The 15,340-nt window shown below is 31.3% G+C and carries 16 protein-coding genes; 4 read left to right on the top strand and 12 right to left on the bottom strand.

Features of this window, described 5'->3' with window-relative positions; translation table 11 throughout:
* Positions 1–26 precede the first annotated feature (26 nt).
* Positions 27–929 (bottom strand): histone deacetylase family protein, encoded by a 903-nt coding sequence (locus WHD54_RS07645; protein ID WP_088324506.1) that lies wholly within the window; start codon positions 927–929, stop codon positions 27–29.
* Positions 929–3,007, bottom strand: coding sequence for a methionine--tRNA ligase (metG, locus tag WHD54_RS07640; RefSeq protein ID WP_088324507.1), 2,079 nt, complete (start codon positions 3,005–3,007; stop codon positions 929–931). Before metG ends, WHD54_RS07645 begins: the two co-directional genes overlap by 1 nt.
* Positions 3,008–3,143: 136 nt before the next feature.
* Here metG and WHD54_RS07635 point away from each other — a divergent pair, with 136 nt between their 5' ends.
* Positions 3,144–4,142, top strand: a complete 999-nt coding sequence (locus WHD54_RS07635) for a S66 peptidase family protein (RefSeq protein WP_088324508.1) — start codon at positions 3,144–3,146, stop codon at positions 4,140–4,142.
* On the opposite strand, the gene WHD54_RS07630 is transcribed toward WHD54_RS07635, so the two are convergent.
* Positions 4,123–4,809, bottom strand: coding sequence for a hypothetical protein (locus WHD54_RS07630; protein ID WP_088324642.1), 687 nt, complete (start codon positions 4,807–4,809; stop codon positions 4,123–4,125). The two genes, WHD54_RS07635 and WHD54_RS07630, sit on opposite strands and share 20 nt — an antisense overlap.
* 77 nt (positions 4,810–4,886) lie before the next feature.
* On the opposite strand from WHD54_RS07630, the gene WHD54_RS07625 reads away from it, so the two are divergent.
* On the top strand, positions 4,887–5,249 hold the full coding sequence (locus WHD54_RS07625) for a YraN family protein (RefSeq protein ID WP_088324643.1): 363 nt from the start codon (positions 4,887–4,889) through the stop codon (positions 5,247–5,249).
* A 12-nt stretch (positions 5,250–5,261) separates the two neighbouring features.
* Here the strand turns inward: WHD54_RS07625 and WHD54_RS07620 are convergent, their stop codons facing one another.
* Positions 5,262–5,612: a hypothetical protein gene (locus WHD54_RS07620; RefSeq protein ID WP_088324509.1), complete on the bottom strand. Its 351-nt coding sequence runs from the start codon at positions 5,610–5,612 to the stop codon at positions 5,262–5,264.
* Positions 5,613–5,696: 84 nt separating this feature from the next.
* Between WHD54_RS07620 and WHD54_RS07615 the strand changes: the two genes are divergently transcribed.
* Positions 5,697–6,185, top strand: coding sequence for a CvpA family protein (locus WHD54_RS07615; RefSeq protein ID WP_088324510.1), 489 nt, complete (start codon positions 5,697–5,699; stop codon positions 6,183–6,185).
* 57 nt (positions 6,186–6,242) lie between these two features.
* On the top strand, positions 6,243–6,614 hold the full coding sequence (locus WHD54_RS07610; protein ID WP_088324511.1) for a hypothetical protein: 372 nt from the start codon (positions 6,243–6,245) through the stop codon (positions 6,612–6,614).
* Here the strand turns inward: WHD54_RS07610 and WHD54_RS07605 are convergent, their stop codons facing one another.
* From WHD54_RS07605 to WHD54_RS07570, 8 genes are all read right to left on the bottom strand, one after another.
* A complete protein-coding gene (locus WHD54_RS07605; protein WP_088324512.1) occupies positions 6,615–7,367 on the bottom strand; it encodes an SH3 domain-containing protein in 753 nt (250 codons plus the stop codon).
* A gap of 24 nt (positions 7,368–7,391) precedes the next feature.
* The gene (locus WHD54_RS07600; protein WP_088324513.1) at positions 7,392–9,164 is read right to left on the bottom strand and encodes a BatD family protein; all 1,773 of its coding nucleotides are present in this window, start codon (positions 9,162–9,164) and stop codon (positions 7,392–7,394) included.
* A 67-nt stretch (positions 9,165–9,231) separates the two neighbouring features.
* Positions 9,232–10,050, bottom strand: coding sequence for a tetratricopeptide repeat protein (locus WHD54_RS07595; protein ID WP_088324644.1), 819 nt, complete (start codon positions 10,048–10,050; stop codon positions 9,232–9,234).
* Between the two features lie 63 nt (positions 10,051–10,113).
* On the bottom strand, positions 10,114–11,160 hold the full coding sequence (locus WHD54_RS07590; RefSeq protein WP_143744270.1) for a VWA domain-containing protein: 1,047 nt from the start codon (positions 11,158–11,160) through the stop codon (positions 10,114–10,116).
* A 38-nt stretch (positions 11,161–11,198) separates the two neighbouring features.
* Complete coding sequence (locus WHD54_RS07585) at positions 11,199–12,203, bottom strand: vWA domain-containing protein (protein ID WP_088324514.1); 1,005 nt, start codon at positions 12,201–12,203, stop codon at positions 11,199–11,201.
* The gene (locus WHD54_RS07580) at positions 12,190–13,098 is read right to left on the bottom strand and encodes a hypothetical protein (RefSeq protein WP_394364894.1); all 909 of its coding nucleotides are present in this window, start codon (positions 13,096–13,098) and stop codon (positions 12,190–12,192) included. Before WHD54_RS07580 ends, WHD54_RS07585 begins: the two co-directional genes overlap by 14 nt.
* Before the next feature lie 113 nt (positions 13,099–13,211).
* Positions 13,212–14,081, bottom strand: a complete 870-nt coding sequence (locus tag WHD54_RS07575) for a DUF58 domain-containing protein (RefSeq protein WP_088324515.1) — start codon at positions 14,079–14,081, stop codon at positions 13,212–13,214.
* A 67-nt stretch (positions 14,082–14,148) separates the two neighbouring features.
* Positions 14,149–15,138 carry an AAA family ATPase gene (locus WHD54_RS07570; protein ID WP_088324516.1) on the bottom strand — a complete coding sequence of 330 codons (990 nt, stop codon included), beginning with the start codon at positions 15,136–15,138 and terminating at the stop codon, positions 14,149–14,151.
* Between the last annotated feature and the right edge of the window lie 202 nt (positions 15,139–15,340).

The following is a 15,340-nucleotide window of genomic DNA, read 5'->3' as shown; positions in this document are numbered from 1 at the left end:
AAATAATACAAAAAAAGAACAATGCTTTAAAAATAAATTTCTTGTGCCAATCTAAAAGTATTGGCATGAGCATTTATAATTGTATTTATGTCTGGCGAATAACCACCTCCCATAGAACACATTACAGGTATTTTTGCATCGAAACAAGTTTGTAAAACAAACCGATCTCTTTCTTTGCAACCTGCTACAGACAATGCCAGTTTACCTAGTTTATCAGTTTCTAAAACATCTACTCCACATAAATAATACATAAAATCTGGTGCTTCTTCTTTTATCAACTTTGGAAGAACTTCTTTTAAAGCTGACAAATACGTTTCATCTCTTGTACCATTCTCTAGAGGAATATCTAAATCACTTTTTTCTTTTACGAAAGGGTAATTACTTTTTCCGTGCATAGAAAATGTAAAAACCGAAGCATCATTCTTAAATATTTCTGCAGTTCCGTTGCCTTGATGAACATCTAAATCTACTATCAACACTTTTTTTACCAACTCTTTTTGTTGCAAATACTTGGCTCCTATTGCTTGGTCGTTTAACATACAAAAGGCTTCTCCTCGATTAGAAAAAGCATGATGTGTACCACCAGCAATATTCATGGATATTCCGTATTTTAAAGCAAATTCAGAGGCTTTTAAAGTACCATCTGCAATAATCATTTCTCTTTTTATAAGCTCTTCAGATAGTGGAAACCCAATTTTTCTGGCTGCTTTTTGAGGTAAAGTAATATTTAATAAATCGAAAAAATACTCCGGATCGTGAACCGTAAAAAAGTACTTGTTATTTGGAATTTCTGGTTCAAAAAAGTTTTCTAAAACACAGGTTCCCTCATGCAGTAATTGCTTAGGTAACAAGTCGTATTTTTCCATAGGAAAACGATGCCCTTTTGGCAATTCATGTTGATAAATAGGATGATAGGCAATTGTAAGCATTAGCTTATTTCTTGCCCATTTTTTACTGCTGCATCTGGTGATACAAAAGCGAGTTTTCCGTTGGGAGTGCTTGCCATTAAAATCATACCGTTACTTTCTACGCCTTTAATTTTTCGAGGTGCTAAATTTACCAATACAGCCACTTGCTGACCAATAATAGCTTCTGGACTAAAACTTTCTGCAATACCAGAAACAATAGTTCTAACATCTAAACCAACATCTACTGTTAACTTTAGTAATTTTTTGGTTTTCGCTACTTTTTCTGCCTCTAAAATAGTTCCTACTCTAATATCTAACTTTGTAAAATCTTCAAAACTTGCCATATCTTTTTGAGGGGAAACCACTTTATTTTCTTGTGCATTTGCAATTTTAGTAGCTTCTAACTTTGCTATTTGAGCTTCTATTGTGGCGTCTTCAATTTTAGAAAATAATAATGTTGCTTTGTTTATTTGATGTCCGTTGGCAATTAAAACATCTTGCTGATGAATTGTGTGCCATGAAATAGCGGTATTTGCTTGTTGGGTATCTGTAGTGGCAATATTTAAAATTCCTTTTAACTTTGAAGCAGTAAATGGTAAAAAAGGTTCCGATAAAACAGCTAAAGCAGCAGATATTTGTAAGGCAACAAACATTATTGTTTGCACACGTTGTTCATCTACTTTTATTACTTTCCAAGGCTCTTCATCTGCCAAATACTTGTTACCAAGTCTTGCTAAATTCATTAATTCTTGACTTGCTTCTCTAAAACGATATCTTTCTATAGATTTAGAAATGCTGTTAGGAAACTCTTTTAAAGCCGCCAAAACATCTTCATCTACTTCAGAAAAATTAGTAGGAGTTGGCACCACACCATTGTAATACTTGTTGGTTAACACCACTACTCTATTTATAAAGTTACCGAAAATTGCTACTAATTCGTTATTATTTTTTGCCTGAAAATCTTTCCATGTAAAGTCGTTGTCTTTACTTTCTGGTGCATTAGCAGTAAGTGTGTAACGCAGCACATCTTGCATTTCTGGAAAATCTTCTAGATACTCGTGCAACCAAACGGCCCAATTTTTTGAAGTAGATAATTTATTTCCTTCTAAATTTAAAAATTCATTAGCAGGCACATTGTCTGGTAAAATATAATCTCCGTGTGCTTTTAACATACTCGGAAAAATAATACAATGAAACACAATATTATCTTTTCCTATAAAATGAACTAGTTTGGTATCGTCTTTTTTCCAGTAATCTTCCCAATTTTTACCTTTTTTGGCTGCCCATTCTTTAGTGGCAGAAATGTAACCTATTGGTGCATCGAACCAAACATACAACACCTTGCCATCTGCACCATCTATAGGAACTGGTATTCCCCAATCTAAATCTCTTGTAACTGCTCTGGGTCTTAAACCGTCATCAATCCAACTTTTTACTTGTCCGTATACATTTGGTTTCCAATCCTTTTTATGCCCTTTTAAAATCCACTCTCTTAAAAATTCTTCATGCTTATTAAGAGGTAAAAACCAATGTTTTGTTTCTTTTAATGAGGGTGTGTTTCCTGTAATTGCCGATTTTGGATTGATTAAATCTGTTGCATTATGAGAAGTTCCACAACTTTCGCATTGATCGCCATAACTTTCTTCGAACCCACATTTAGGACAAGTTCCGATTACAAACCTATCTGCTAAAAACTGATTGGCTTCTGCATCGAACAACTGCTCTGAAACCTCTTCTACAAAATGACCATCATTGTAAAGTTTCTTAAAAAAATCTGCTGCAGTGTCGTGATGAATTTGAGATGATGTTCGAGAATAATTATCAAAAGAAATTCCGAAATCTATAAAAGACTTTTTAATAATGTGATGATATTTATCGATAATATCTTTTGGAGAAACACCCTCTTTTTTTGCACGCATAGGAATGGCAACACCGTGCTCATCTGAACCACAAATAAAGGCAACATCTTTACCTGTTAAACGCAAATATCGAGCATAAATATCGGAAGGAACATAAACACCCGCCAAATGACCAATGTGAATTGGCCCATTCGTATAGGGTAAAGCTGCAGTAATGGTATATCTTTTTGGAGCACTCATAGTGTATCTCTAATTATTTTAAACTATTTGTAAAGCTGCAAAAGTACGAAAAACAAGTTTTTAATACTCAAGCTATTTTAATACATTTACAAGAATAGATATCCTTATTTTAAAAAGCTAGCAAATTGCATTAGTCATGAAAAAAAATTTCCGTTTACTACTTTTAGTTCTCTTTATTAACAGTGCTTTAAAAGCACAAGAAAATTTTAAAAAACCGCCTTATCTAAAAATCGGAGACACTATTGCAATAGTTGCTCCTGCCGGAATTTTAAAAAGTAGAAAAGGAACCATTTTAAAAGCGAAAAAATTAGCAGAAAGTTGGGGCTTAAAAGTTGTTTTGGGAGATTATCTTTTTAAACAAAATAATCATTTTGCAGGCACAGACGCAGAACGTTGTAAAGATTTTCAGGCAGCATTAGATGCTAAAAACATTAAAGCAATTTGGGCCGCTAGAGGTGGTTACGGTTCGGTTAGAATTTTAGATATGTTAGATTTTAGCACTTTTAAAAAACACCCAAAATGGATAATTGGTTACTCAGATATTACTGCTTTTCACAACCATATTCACAACCTTGGTTTTGAAAGTTTGCACGCCATGATGCCTACTAGTTTAGAAGAAGATTCTTTGCAAATTAAAAATACTATTTCATCATTTAAAAAAGCTCTTTTTGGAGAGGATTTACAATACACTATTAAAAAATCGTCGTTTGTTAGAGCTCTTAATTTAACATCGATTGAAGGTGTTTTAGTAGGTGGAAATTTAGCGATACTTAGCTCTATGTTAGGCTCTAATGGCCAGTTAAACACTACCGATAAAATTCTTTTTATTGAAGAAATTGGCGAATATAAATATGCCATTGACAGAATGTTACAAAGCTTAAAAAGAGCTAATTATTTTAACAATTGTAAAGGTGTAATTATTGGTGATATGACTGCTATTAAAAAAAATTCTACAAAATGGGGCAGTAGCATAGAACAGTTAATACTAGAAGCAATTCCTGAAGATGTTCCTGTATTTTTTAATTTTAAAGCTGGTCATGAAGCAGAAAATAATGCCCTAATTTTTGGGAGAAAAATTTTAATAGATATTGATAAAGACCGTTATATAGTAAAATTTACAGAAAGTGTGGAATAAGATTTCCAATGGTTTTGTAAGGTAAAAAACGTGCAAACAACTCTTCGGAATACCAATTTAACTGTCTTGTTTTCTTTACCATTTCTGCATGACTTGGGTTGCTGTATGCATAGTTTAACATTGCCTCTGCAGACGTCCAAATAGAAAAAGTAGCCTGCATTAATACCGGAAATTCTCCAATACCTTTAGAATATACCAATTCTTTGTAATTGTTCATTGAGTTTGATACTGATGGTACATTTTTCCAAAACTTATAGGCTAATTTTGGTTTTACAGTAGCTCGGGTAATAACTGCCAATGGTTTATTTTTATCGAATTGTACTGAACTTATAAACGGATTTTCTTTGCTCCAAGCACCATGACTTTTTATTGTTTTCATGTACACCAAACTATGCTTTTTAGCTGAGGAAGTATATTTTTTTAGTATTGATGAATTTACAAAGTTATCTGCATTTTCTTCAGAATTAAAAACCACCACAAAACCATATGTTGCAAAATCTGGCTTTATAGAAAACCCGTTGCCACTTCCTGTACCAAAAGGTTTAAAAAAGGTTAAACCTTTTATAGCTTCTAAAGAAATTGGGGGCCTACCCATTCTACCCAACGCAGCCCATTTATTTTTAAACCCTTCATATTCAAAAAGACAAAGTAGTGTAGTTTGTGTCATATAACAAATATAAAATATTCTATGCCTAATGTTTTTATATAAAATGTTAATAATTAAAAATGTTGTATCTTCAAAATATGGCATCACATAATGAACTTGGCAAAAAAGGAGAAAAAATAGCTATTGAATTTCTACGAAAAAAAGGGTATAAAATTTTAGAATGCAATTACCGATATTTAAAGGCTGAAGTAGATATTATAGCTATTAAAAAAAATACGCTAGTTGTAATAGAAGTAAAAACCAGAACCACAGATTATTTTGGAAATCCGCAAGACTTTGTAACGCCAAAAAAAATAAAACTTTTAGTATCGGCTATAGATTTTTACGTGAATGATAAGGGTATGGATGTTGAAGTTCGATTTGATATTATTGCTATCATTTATAAAAACAACACCCAAAAAATAGTTCATTTAGAAGATGCTTTTTTTCATTTTCTGTAACCCAACAACTAACTAAAAGCCAATAACATCGAAGTAATTTATAATAGCCTCTTTCATTAAAACGGTTTGCTCGCCAGGTTTTAGACTTGGTAATTCTGTAATTATTTTGTAGTGCGGCCAGCCATCGTCATCAAAATAATCAAACTCGTAATAACCATATGGTTCTAGCAATTTACAAATAGCTATATGCATTAAATTTACCTTTTCATCCTTTTTAAAAGACCGATGTCCTTGCCCCAACTCTTGCACGCCTATTAGGTAAATTATACCATCTATAGTTAACTCATCACCATCTGCAAATTGATTGGTTAACTTCTGCACCAATACATCCCATTTTTCTTTAAGCGCTATTTCTTTAGACATTTTTATTGTTTTAAAACAGTAAAGATACAATCCGCATTTTTAAAATTTAAAAAAAAGATGTAGGTTTGATAAAAATATTTTTCGTTGAATATATTCGATATTATTATCTCTGTTTTTTTGGCTTTTGGCTTTGTAAGAGGTGTTTTTAAAGGTTTGTTTGTAGAAATAGCCTCACTAGTAGCTCTTATTGGGGGTGTTTATGGAGCTATTCATTTTTCTGACTTTGTGGCTAACTTTTTAAAAACCTACATAGATTGGAAAGAAGAATACATTTCTCTAGCTGCTTTTGCCCTTACTTTTGTAGCTATTATAGTGAGCGTTTCTTTACTAGGAAAACTCCTTACCAAATTAGCAGATTTTGCCTCTTTAGGTTTGATAAATAAAATTCTTGGCGGTGTTTTTGGTGCTTTAAAATTTGGACTAATTTTGAGTGTGGTTTTTATTTTTTTTGGAAAATTAAACAATACAATTCCTTTTGTAAACAAAGAAACTTTAGAAAAATCTATTTTGTATGAACCAGTAAAAAAAATTGTTCCTACACTATTTCCATCAATAGTAAATGAGAATAAATAGGGAAAAACCTTAGTTCTTAAAAACTATTTTTTTGTAATTTGCGTTCAAATCCCTTTTATGAATTATTTAATTACATTACTTTTTTTAGTAAACGCATTCCAACCTACAGCTTTAATTTCAAAAGATTGCACCGTCTTAAAAAACAATAGTTTTACTTATAAAATTGCTGGAAAAGAAGTGCTTATAGTATTCGGAGAGAATAACTATATTGAATATCATCAAAATAAAAAATACTTTATAGAATCTGATATTGAATGGGTTACTGATTGTGAATATAACTTAACTATTGCAACATCTACCTTACCAAATTTCCCATTTAAACAAGGCACCGTAATTAATATAGTGGTTGATAAAGTAAAAGGTAAAAAAGTATATTACACTGCTACTTTAGCCGGTAGGTCTTGGAAAGGTAAAATGATTAGAAAATAGTTAATCTATTATTTTTAACTCGTCCGATATAATCCACCCTAATTTACCGTCTGCAATTTTAATTTTTTTCCAATTATCTAAAGCGTCTAAAACCATTACTTTGGTACCTTCATGAAGCGTAAAAACCTCTTCTGAATTTACTGTTGGGGCATTTCTTATTACTGTTTCCTCTGCAAAAATAATGGCTTCTTTATTCTTATTAAAAAATTGATATTGCTGATAAGTGATTACCAAAGTAAAAATTAAAGCCAAAAAAGAAAGCATGCTACACGTAAAAAAAAGTCGCTTTTTTGTGGTAGCGTTGGCAAAATAAAAAAGAAAAAACAGCAATACAGCAACAAATGATAAAACTACCGATACAACCGCCCATTCATTAAAAGTTAACTTTTGTAAAAAGTTACTATTAATTTTTTGAAAAACAGTTTTAGGAACCTCTTCTATATTATCTAATGCTAGGCGCTTTGCAAAAATTAAATTATTTTTTACATCGGCATTTGTAGGATCTATTTTTAAGGCTTTTTCATAATAATAAATTGTAGGACCAACTTTATTTAGCTTGTAGTAAGAATTGCCTAAATTGTAATATAATTCTGCAGAAACAAGGTCTTTTTCTAAAATTGCTTCGTATTTCTTTATGGCATCTTCAAATGCTCCGTTTTTATACAAATCATTCGCCTCATAAAATAAACTATCTGTAGTTTGTGCAAACAAACTAGTGGTAAGCAACCCTAATAAAAAAACTATTTTTTTCATCTGATGTAATATCATTGTTTAAACCTATAATTGTTTGTCTAAAAGAACAATAACTTTACTAGCTCTCTCAAACTCTTCTTGCATTTGAGTAGCTGTAAAAGGAGTGTATCGAGCAAAATCGGAACTCTTTAATACTTCAATAAATTGATGAATATCTTCTTTTGCCACCTGTTTATCCTCTAATATTTCGGTAATTCTCTCTTTGCTTATCTCTGCAGTTTCTATGCCTAATTTTGCTTTTAAATAATTATGTAACGCCCTTTCTAAAGCCTCGTAAAAAGCCTCTTTTTTACCTAATTGTTTCTTCGCTTCTGATAGATACTTTTTGGCAAGTCTTTGTGCTTTTCTTGTTTTGTTTCCAACAATATCATTACTCCTTTCTTCATTTTTTCTATTGATGATTACTCCTACAGGGATTAACACTAAAGGAAATATCAATAAAAAATAGAAAAGTTTTGATAGGTAAAAATTTGAAGAACTATTTTCTGAAAAAATTGTTTTTGTAGCAATAAAACGGAAATTATTTCCGGTAGTAACTACAGTTTGTTTTTGAACCGCATTATTATTCGCAACAACCAACTCTTTACCTTGAAGAACATCTACATAAAAATCATCTGTAGAAATTGTTTTATACGCTCTTTCTTTAGGATTAAAATAAGAAAATGCAACACTCGGAATCTTGTATTTTCCTTTATATTGCGGAACCACCGTGTAAGTATCTGTAACAGTACCAGTAATTCCGTTGGCATTTATTCGTACTTTCTCTTTTCTTTCTGGTTGGTACATTTCTAATTCTGACGGGGTAACAATAGTAGGTAATTCAAATAGTTTTAGATTTCCTTTACCAGCAACAGTTACTGTTACCTCACTAGTTTCATTGGCTTTTAAAACCTCTTTACTTAAAGAAACATTAAAATTAAAATCTCCAACAGCACCATTAAAATTGGCTGGTTTACCCTCTAAAGGAAGGCTTTTCGGACGTACAATTTTTTTTGTTGAAGCAAATTCTTTTCTAACATTACTAGTTATTACATTTCCGAAAAAATCGGTACGACCAGATGGCACACCAATTACAATATCCATCTTCATTGGATCGATACTTAATTTTCCGGTTTTAGTAGGTATTAAAAGTGCTTTTTGTAAAACAATATATCTATAATCTTCTCCATTATATTTTCCTGTTTTTACAGGGAAAGAGGTTATTTCTATATCTTGATTCCAAAAACCATTGTATTTGGGTGCTTCTGTTACATTTGTGTCATAAACACTTACATTTTCACTCACATACAATCGGTACTCTACATAAATGCCTTCTCCTACGTAGGGCCTTGCATCAGATATTTCTGCTACTAAATGAATATTTTGCTGTGCTACATAATTTGGGTCATTCGGATCTTTTGGAATTTCTACAGCATCTAATACAATAATTTTTACGGGTTCTGAAGCTATTGTTTTGCCTCCGATTTTTACAGTTGCCTTACCAATAGTAAGTTCACCTTTTCTTTTTGGCTGTAAAATATAAGTGTAAGACTGAGAAAAAACAACTTGTCTACCCTGTGGAGTACTGCTAATGCTCTGACTAACAGATTGACTAGGACCACCTACTACTCTAAAGTTTTCGAAGTTGGGTGGTGTAAAATTTTCACCTCCTTGAGTATCTATAGAAAATTGAACTCGCAAACGCTGATTTACACCTAGTTTATTTTTACTTACACTAGCTTTTATAGTAGGTTCTTGTGCTGTTAACCCTAAAGAAAACAGGCAAAATAACAATATGACCTCTAATTTAAATTTCATAAAAAATACTTCTTAACTTTCTTACAACAAGACGGTGTTTAAATTTTTAATTGAACTTTTTTGAGAATTACCAGTCTTTTTCTTGTTTTACTTTTTTACCTCTTGCCTTTTTAGCATTCATCTTTTTCTGTGTCTTTTTCTCTTCGTTATTAAGACTTTCTAGCAGCTGTTTTACTTGCTGCGGAGACATTTTACCTTGTTGTGGTTGCTGCTTTTTAGGATTCTTTTTCTCATCGTTCTTAGGGTCTTTTTTGTCTTTATCTTTGTCTCCTTTTCCGTCTTTATCCTTGTCTTTATTGTCTTTATTTTTGTTGTCTTTGTTGTCCTTATTATCCTTATTATCTTTATTATCTTTGTTTTTATCGTCTTTGTTGTCTTTATCGTCTTTGTTGTCTTTGTTTTTATCGTTTTTATTCTCTTTTTTTTCCTTTTCTAGTAATTGCTTTGCAACAGCCAAATTATATCGTGTTTCATCGTCATTAGGGTTGTTTCTTAATGAATTTTTAAACGCATCTACCGCTGCTTGATAATTCTTAGACTCCATCATAGCATTTCCTAAATTATGGTATGCTTCTGCCTTTGTAAATTTATCTTTAGCTGTTTTTGCTGTGAGCTCATATTGAGGAATTGCCTCTTTAAAGTTTTTACTTTGGTACAAAGCATTTCCTAAATTATAAGCTGCTTTATCGTAGTTTGAGTTACTACCTAATGCCTTTTGATATGCTACAGAGGCGTCGGTATATTGCTCTTTTTTATACAATTCATTACCTTGTCTAAGCATTTTTCTTGCAGTTCTTTGTTGGGTAATGCTATCTTTCTGGGCTTTTATTTCTTCTGTTGAAAAAAGCACTAAAAAAACTATAAATAAGTGTATGAAGTGTTTCATAAGCTTCTTTATAAAGAAATTAAAATCGTAAACATTTTTCATTTTTGTAATTTTAAAAAAGCACTATTTAGTGGTGTCTTCCTCATTAAATAAATCTACTTTTCTTAGCCATTTTGTTTTCTTATCAAACAAGAAAATATCGAGTACCAAAAAGAATAAAGCAATCGCTAAAAACCACTGAAACTGATCTTTATAATCTGAAAATTGTTTGGTCTCAAACTCATTTTTTTCTGCATTTGCAACAATTTCTGCTATTTCATTTACAGGAGTATCTGTTACATTACCATCTATATAACTACCTTCTGAAACAGCTGCAATTTCTTGTAATATAGTAGGTTTTCTTTTAGTAATTACTGTAGTTCCTTTATTATCTTTCTTGTAACCAATCATACTATTATTTACACGCATTGGTATTGGGCCACCTCTTTCTGTACCCACTCCAATGGTATAAATTTTTACTCCTTCATTTGCTAAATTTTGTGCTACTTGTTTGGTTTCCTCTTGATGGTCTTCTCCATCGGATATCATAATTAAAAATCGATTTGTTTGATCATCGTTATTGTAATATGTTTTTGCCAATTCTAATGCTTCATTTATTGCTGTTCCTTGACTAGAAACCATATCGGGATTGGCATTCTGTAAAAACATATTGGCCGCTGCGTGGTCTGTTGTAATGGGTAATAAAGGATATGAATTTCCTGCGTAAATAATGATACCTACCCTATCTGAACCCAACTTGTCTATAATTTTAGAAATAATCTGTTTAGATTTTTCTAATCTATTTGGTGCAATATCTTCTGCCAACATACTTCTAGACACATCTAAAGCAAAAACAATATCGACTCCTTCTCTTTTTACTGTTTTTAACTTGGTACCCATTTTTGGATTGGTTAAAGAAATCACTAAAAAGGATATACCTAATAATAGAAAAACAAATTTTAAAGACGTTTTAAATGAGGAAACATTGGGCGCTAATTTCTTTAAAAGAACACTATCTGAAAATTTTTTTTGTTTACTTCTTTTCCACCACATTACCAACAAAAACACCACAATCATTACTGGAATAATTGCTAATAAATAAAAATAAATTGGTTCTTCTATTCTGTACATTTCTTAATGTATGGTTGTTTTATTGTTATAATAGTTACTTATATGAAACTCTTAAAAATGGTGTTTTTTAGAATAAATTCTATTCCTAAAAGCACCAAACCTAACAAAGCAAATATTCGAAACTTTTCTTGATAATTATAATACTTAAACTCTTCTATTTTTGTTTTTTCTAGCTTGTCTATCTCGTCATAAATTTCTTGTAAAGAGTCGTTGTCGGTAGCTCTAAAGTATTGCCCATCTGTTTGTTCTGCTATTTCTTGCAACAACTTCTCGTCTATTTGTACTTGTTGTTTTCTAAAATTTAGTTTTCCTGTTCTAGGGTCTCTACTCCATGGTGTATCTGCCATACCGTTGGTTCCAATACCAATAGTATACACTTTTACACCTAGTTCTTTTGCTAATTCTGTAGCTGTTCTTGGATCTATATTACCGGCATTATTTACACCATCGGTCAACAAAATAATTACTTTGCTTTTTGCTTTACTGTCTTTTAATCTGTTTACACCAGAACCTAATCCCATACCAATAGCTGTTCCTCCTTCTAATTGCCCCCATTTTAATTCAGAAATTGTATTTTTTACAATTCCGTTATCACTAGTTATTGGTGTTTGTGTAAAACTTTCTCCTGCATACACCACAATTCCGATTCTGTCGTTTGGCCTTCTATCTACAAAATTTATAGCCACTTTTTTTAATGCTTCTAATCTGTTTGGCTTTAAATCTCTTGCCAACATACTTGCAGAAACATCTATTGCCATAACAATATCTATACCTCTATTCGATTTTGTTTTTTTACTTACAGATACATTTCTGGGTCTTGCCAATGCAATAATTACTGCTGCCAATGCCAATAACCTTAACAAATACAAAACAGGTTTTAGCTTTGGTAGTAAAGAGGTCGATTTAAAACCTTTTATACTTGGCATTGTTAATAGTGCAACATCTTTTTTTCGCATAAAAAAATGCCAAACTCCTAATAATGGTATCAAAATTAGTAGCCATAAAAACTCCGGACTGTAAAACTCGAACTTACTCCAATCCATCTGTATCTTCTTTTACGGTTTCTTTTGGTTTTAAGTGGCCAATAATAAATTCTGCATCTTTCCTATCATCTTCAATTTCGATAGCAAGAGGTTTCGATTTTGCAAATTTTACTAAATCTGCTTCTCTTAGTAAATCTCTTAACTTCATAATAGTTTCTTCAGAGGTTTCTATGGTAGCCGCTTTTTTAAACTTTTTAATCATTTCTAACACCTCATCTGTAGTATTTTCTAGAGCAGGTACTTGCAACTCTCTTTCTATATAACCTCTTACAATTTCGGTAAGTTCAGAGTAATATTCTTTAACTTTATTATTTTGCCACAGCAACTTTTCATCTAGTTCCGTTAGTCTTAAAATAGCTTCTTCGTAAGGTGGTAATGTTCTGTATGTTGGTAATTCCTCCTCTTCTTTTTTCTTTCTAATCACAAACCAATAAATCCAAAAAATGATAATTGCCAAAATAGCAAGTGCTATGTATATATAATTTTTAAAATCATCGAACGTAAAAGGTTCACTCTTAATAGATTTGATAGGAAATTTTTTAACTTTTGTTGTATCTACAGCAACTGTAGCAACATTTACCAAAAGTGAATCTGTTAAATATGCTTGATTTTTAACAAAAATTTGTTGTTGTGGTATGTAAAATGAGCCACTATCAAAACCTGTTAAAATATACTTTCTTACAAGCATACTTTTTAGCGTATCTACTTTTGTAGAATCTACAATTTCTAGACCACTTAAGCTTAATTTTGGAATAATTACATTTTGTGTTTCTGCAACAGATATTTTTAATTGAAACTGCTCTCCTATTCGGATATTAGTGGTATCAATTTCTGCTTTTACCAAAGATTGTTGGGCAAAACTCACAAATCCTGTTAAAATAAAAGCAACAAAAATCCATTGCTTTTTTAAAGAAGAAATCTTCTTTGTAAAATTGATGTTACTAAATTTATTTTTCAACTTTTATGTTCTTATTTGTATTGAAATCATTTTAAAAAAAGAAAGTGTAATTATCTTCCTTTATTTTTAAAATAACCCAATAATATTTTTACGTAATTCTCATCTACTCTTGCATTTACAGCTCCTGCCCCACTTCGTTTAAACATACTTTTGTAATAATTAGACAGTCGTAAAGCATTCTCTTTATAACTATTTCGTACCGATGCAGCAGCAGTATTTACTAATTGTATGGCACCAGACTCTGCATCTAACATTGGTACCATTCCTAAATTCGGAATTTCATCATCGTACTTATCGAACACACGAATTCCTGTTAAATCATGCTTATTGGCAGCAATTTTAAGTGTTTTTTCATAATCATCATCCATAAAATCTGACAACATAAAAACAATAGCTCGCTTTTTTAACACACTCGATAAAAATTTAAGTGCAACTGCTATATTTGTTTTTTTGCTTTTCGGTTTAAACTCAATTAATTCTCTTATAATTCTTAAAACATGACTTTTACCTTTTTTAGGTGGAATAAATAATTCTATAGCATCAGAAAAAAGTATCAACCCAACTTTATCGTTATTTTGAGTTGCGGAAAAAGCCAATGTAGCCGCTATTTCTGTAACAGTATCTTTTTTAAATTGTGATGATGTACCAAAAAGTTCGGAGCCAGATACATCTACTAAAAGCATCATGGTTAGCTCTCTTTCTTCTTCAAAAACTTTTATATATGGTTCGTTGTAACGAGCCGTAACATTCCAATCAATAGCTCTTACATCATCGCCAAACTGATATTTTCTTACTTCAGAAAAAGTCATACCACGTCCTTTAAAAGACGAGTGATATTCGCCACCAAAAATATCATTAGACAAACGTTTTGTCTTGATTTCAATTTTTCGTACTTTTTTAAGTATCTCTTTTGTATCCATTGATTGCTCTTTACTTTAATTAAGTTTTGCTTTTAACAAAATGTTACAAGCAAATAGTGAAGGGTTTCTATGGAACTTCTACCTCATTAATAATAGAGTTTATAATATCTACAGAGGTTACATTTTCTGCCTCGGCTTCATACGTAATACCTATTCTATGTCTTAAAACATCTATAACAACTGCTCTAACATCTTCTGGTATTACATACCCTCTTCGCTTTATAAACGCATAACATTTTGCAGCTTTTGCTAAATTAATACTTCCACGAGGCGAGGCACCAAAACTTATTAAGTCTTTTAAATTTGCTAAGTTGTATTTTTCCGGATATCGTGTTGCAAAAATAATATCTAAAATATATTTTTCAATTTTTTCATCCATGTATACTTCATTTACAACCTCTCTTGCTTTTAAAATTTGATCAACAGAAATAACAGGATTTACAGAAGAAAATCCGCCAGTTAAGTTCTGACGCATAATAAGTTGCTCGTCTTGTAATTTCGGATAATCAATTACCACTTTAAGCATAAAACGGTCTACTTGTGCCTCTGGTAAAGGATACGTTCCTTCTTGTTCTACAGGGTTTTGTGTTGCCATAACTAAAAAAGGTTCTTCTAACTTAAAAGTAGTATCACCAATAGTTATTTGACGTTCTTGCATGGCTTCTAATAAAGCTGACTGAACTTTTGCAGGCGCTCGGTTAATTTCATCTGCCAACACAAAATTTGCAAAAATAGGTCCTTTTTTAATTTCAAATCCGTTTTGCTTCATGTTGTAAATCATAGTTCCTACAACATCGGCAGGTAATAAATCTGGTGTAAACTGAACCCTACTAAAACTTGCTTGTACAGCTTTAGATAGCGTATTAATAGCTAGGGTTTTTGCCAAACCTGGCACACCTTCTAATAAAATATGTCCGTTTCCTAGCAATCCAATTAACAAACTTTCTACCATTTGTTTTTGGCCTACAATTACTTTGTTCATTTCTAAAGTAAGAATGTCTATAAAGGCACTCTCTCTTTCTATTTTTTCATTGATAGCTCTTACATCTACATCCATTATTTATTGTATTAGATTTTAATTAAGTGAAACAAAACTACAATTTTAACATATTTCTTTTTGTTAAAAGTAGGTTAAAGATAAATTATACACCGAACCTACTGATTATCAATAGTTAAAAAGAGTTAAAAAAATAATGTAAGTTTAAAAAAATAATTAAATTTTTAAATAAAACACACTATTTTTAGTTTTTTAATATAAA

It is taken from the genome of Polaribacter tangerinus (genome assembly GCF_038024095.1).
Lineage (GTDB): Bacteria > Bacteroidota > Bacteroidia > Flavobacteriales > Flavobacteriaceae > Polaribacter > Polaribacter tangerinus.
Note: the sequence above shows the minus strand (reverse complement) of the source record. Positions and strands in the feature narration are given on the sequence as shown.

Coding starts and splice junctions, on each gene's coding strand:
- WHD54_RS07645 (WP_088324506.1), bottom strand. CDS start 929: ATGCTTACAATTGCCTATCATCCTATTTATCAACATGAATTGCCAAAA.
- metG (WP_088324507.1), bottom strand. CDS start 3,007: ATGAGTGCTCCAAAAAGATATACCATTACTGCAGCTTTACCCTATACG.
- WHD54_RS07635 (WP_088324508.1), top strand. CDS start 3,144: ATGAAAAAAAATTTCCGTTTACTACTTTTAGTTCTCTTTATTAACAGT.
- WHD54_RS07630 (WP_088324642.1), bottom strand. CDS start 4,809: ATGACACAAACTACACTACTTTGTCTTTTTGAATATGAAGGGTTTAAA.
- WHD54_RS07625 (WP_088324643.1), top strand. CDS start 4,887: ATGGCATCACATAATGAACTTGGCAAAAAAGGAGAAAAAATAGCTATT.
- WHD54_RS07620 (WP_088324509.1), bottom strand. CDS start 5,612: ATGTCTAAAGAAATAGCGCTTAAAGAAAAATGGGATGTATTGGTGCAG.
- WHD54_RS07610 (WP_088324511.1), top strand. CDS start 6,243: ATGAATTATTTAATTACATTACTTTTTTTAGTAAACGCATTCCAACCT.
- WHD54_RS07605 (WP_088324512.1), bottom strand. CDS start 7,367: ATGAAAAAAATAGTTTTTTTATTAGGGTTGCTTACCACTAGTTTGTTT.
- WHD54_RS07600 (WP_088324513.1), bottom strand. CDS start 9,164: ATGAAATTTAAATTAGAGGTCATATTGTTATTTTGCCTGTTTTCTTTA.
- WHD54_RS07595 (WP_088324644.1), bottom strand. CDS start 10,050: ATGAAACACTTCATACACTTATTTATAGTTTTTTTAGTGCTTTTTTCA.
- WHD54_RS07590 (WP_143744270.1), bottom strand. CDS start 11,160: ATGTACAGAATAGAAGAACCAATTTATTTTTATTTATTAGCAATTATT.
- WHD54_RS07585 (WP_088324514.1), bottom strand. CDS start 12,203: ATGGATTGGAGTAAGTTCGAGTTTTACAGTCCGGAGTTTTTATGGCTA.
- WHD54_RS07575 (WP_088324515.1), bottom strand. CDS start 14,081: ATGGATACAAAAGAGATACTTAAAAAAGTACGAAAAATTGAAATCAAG.
- WHD54_RS07570 (WP_088324516.1), bottom strand. CDS start 15,138: ATGGATGTAGATGTAAGAGCTATCAATGAAAAAATAGAAAGAGAGAGT.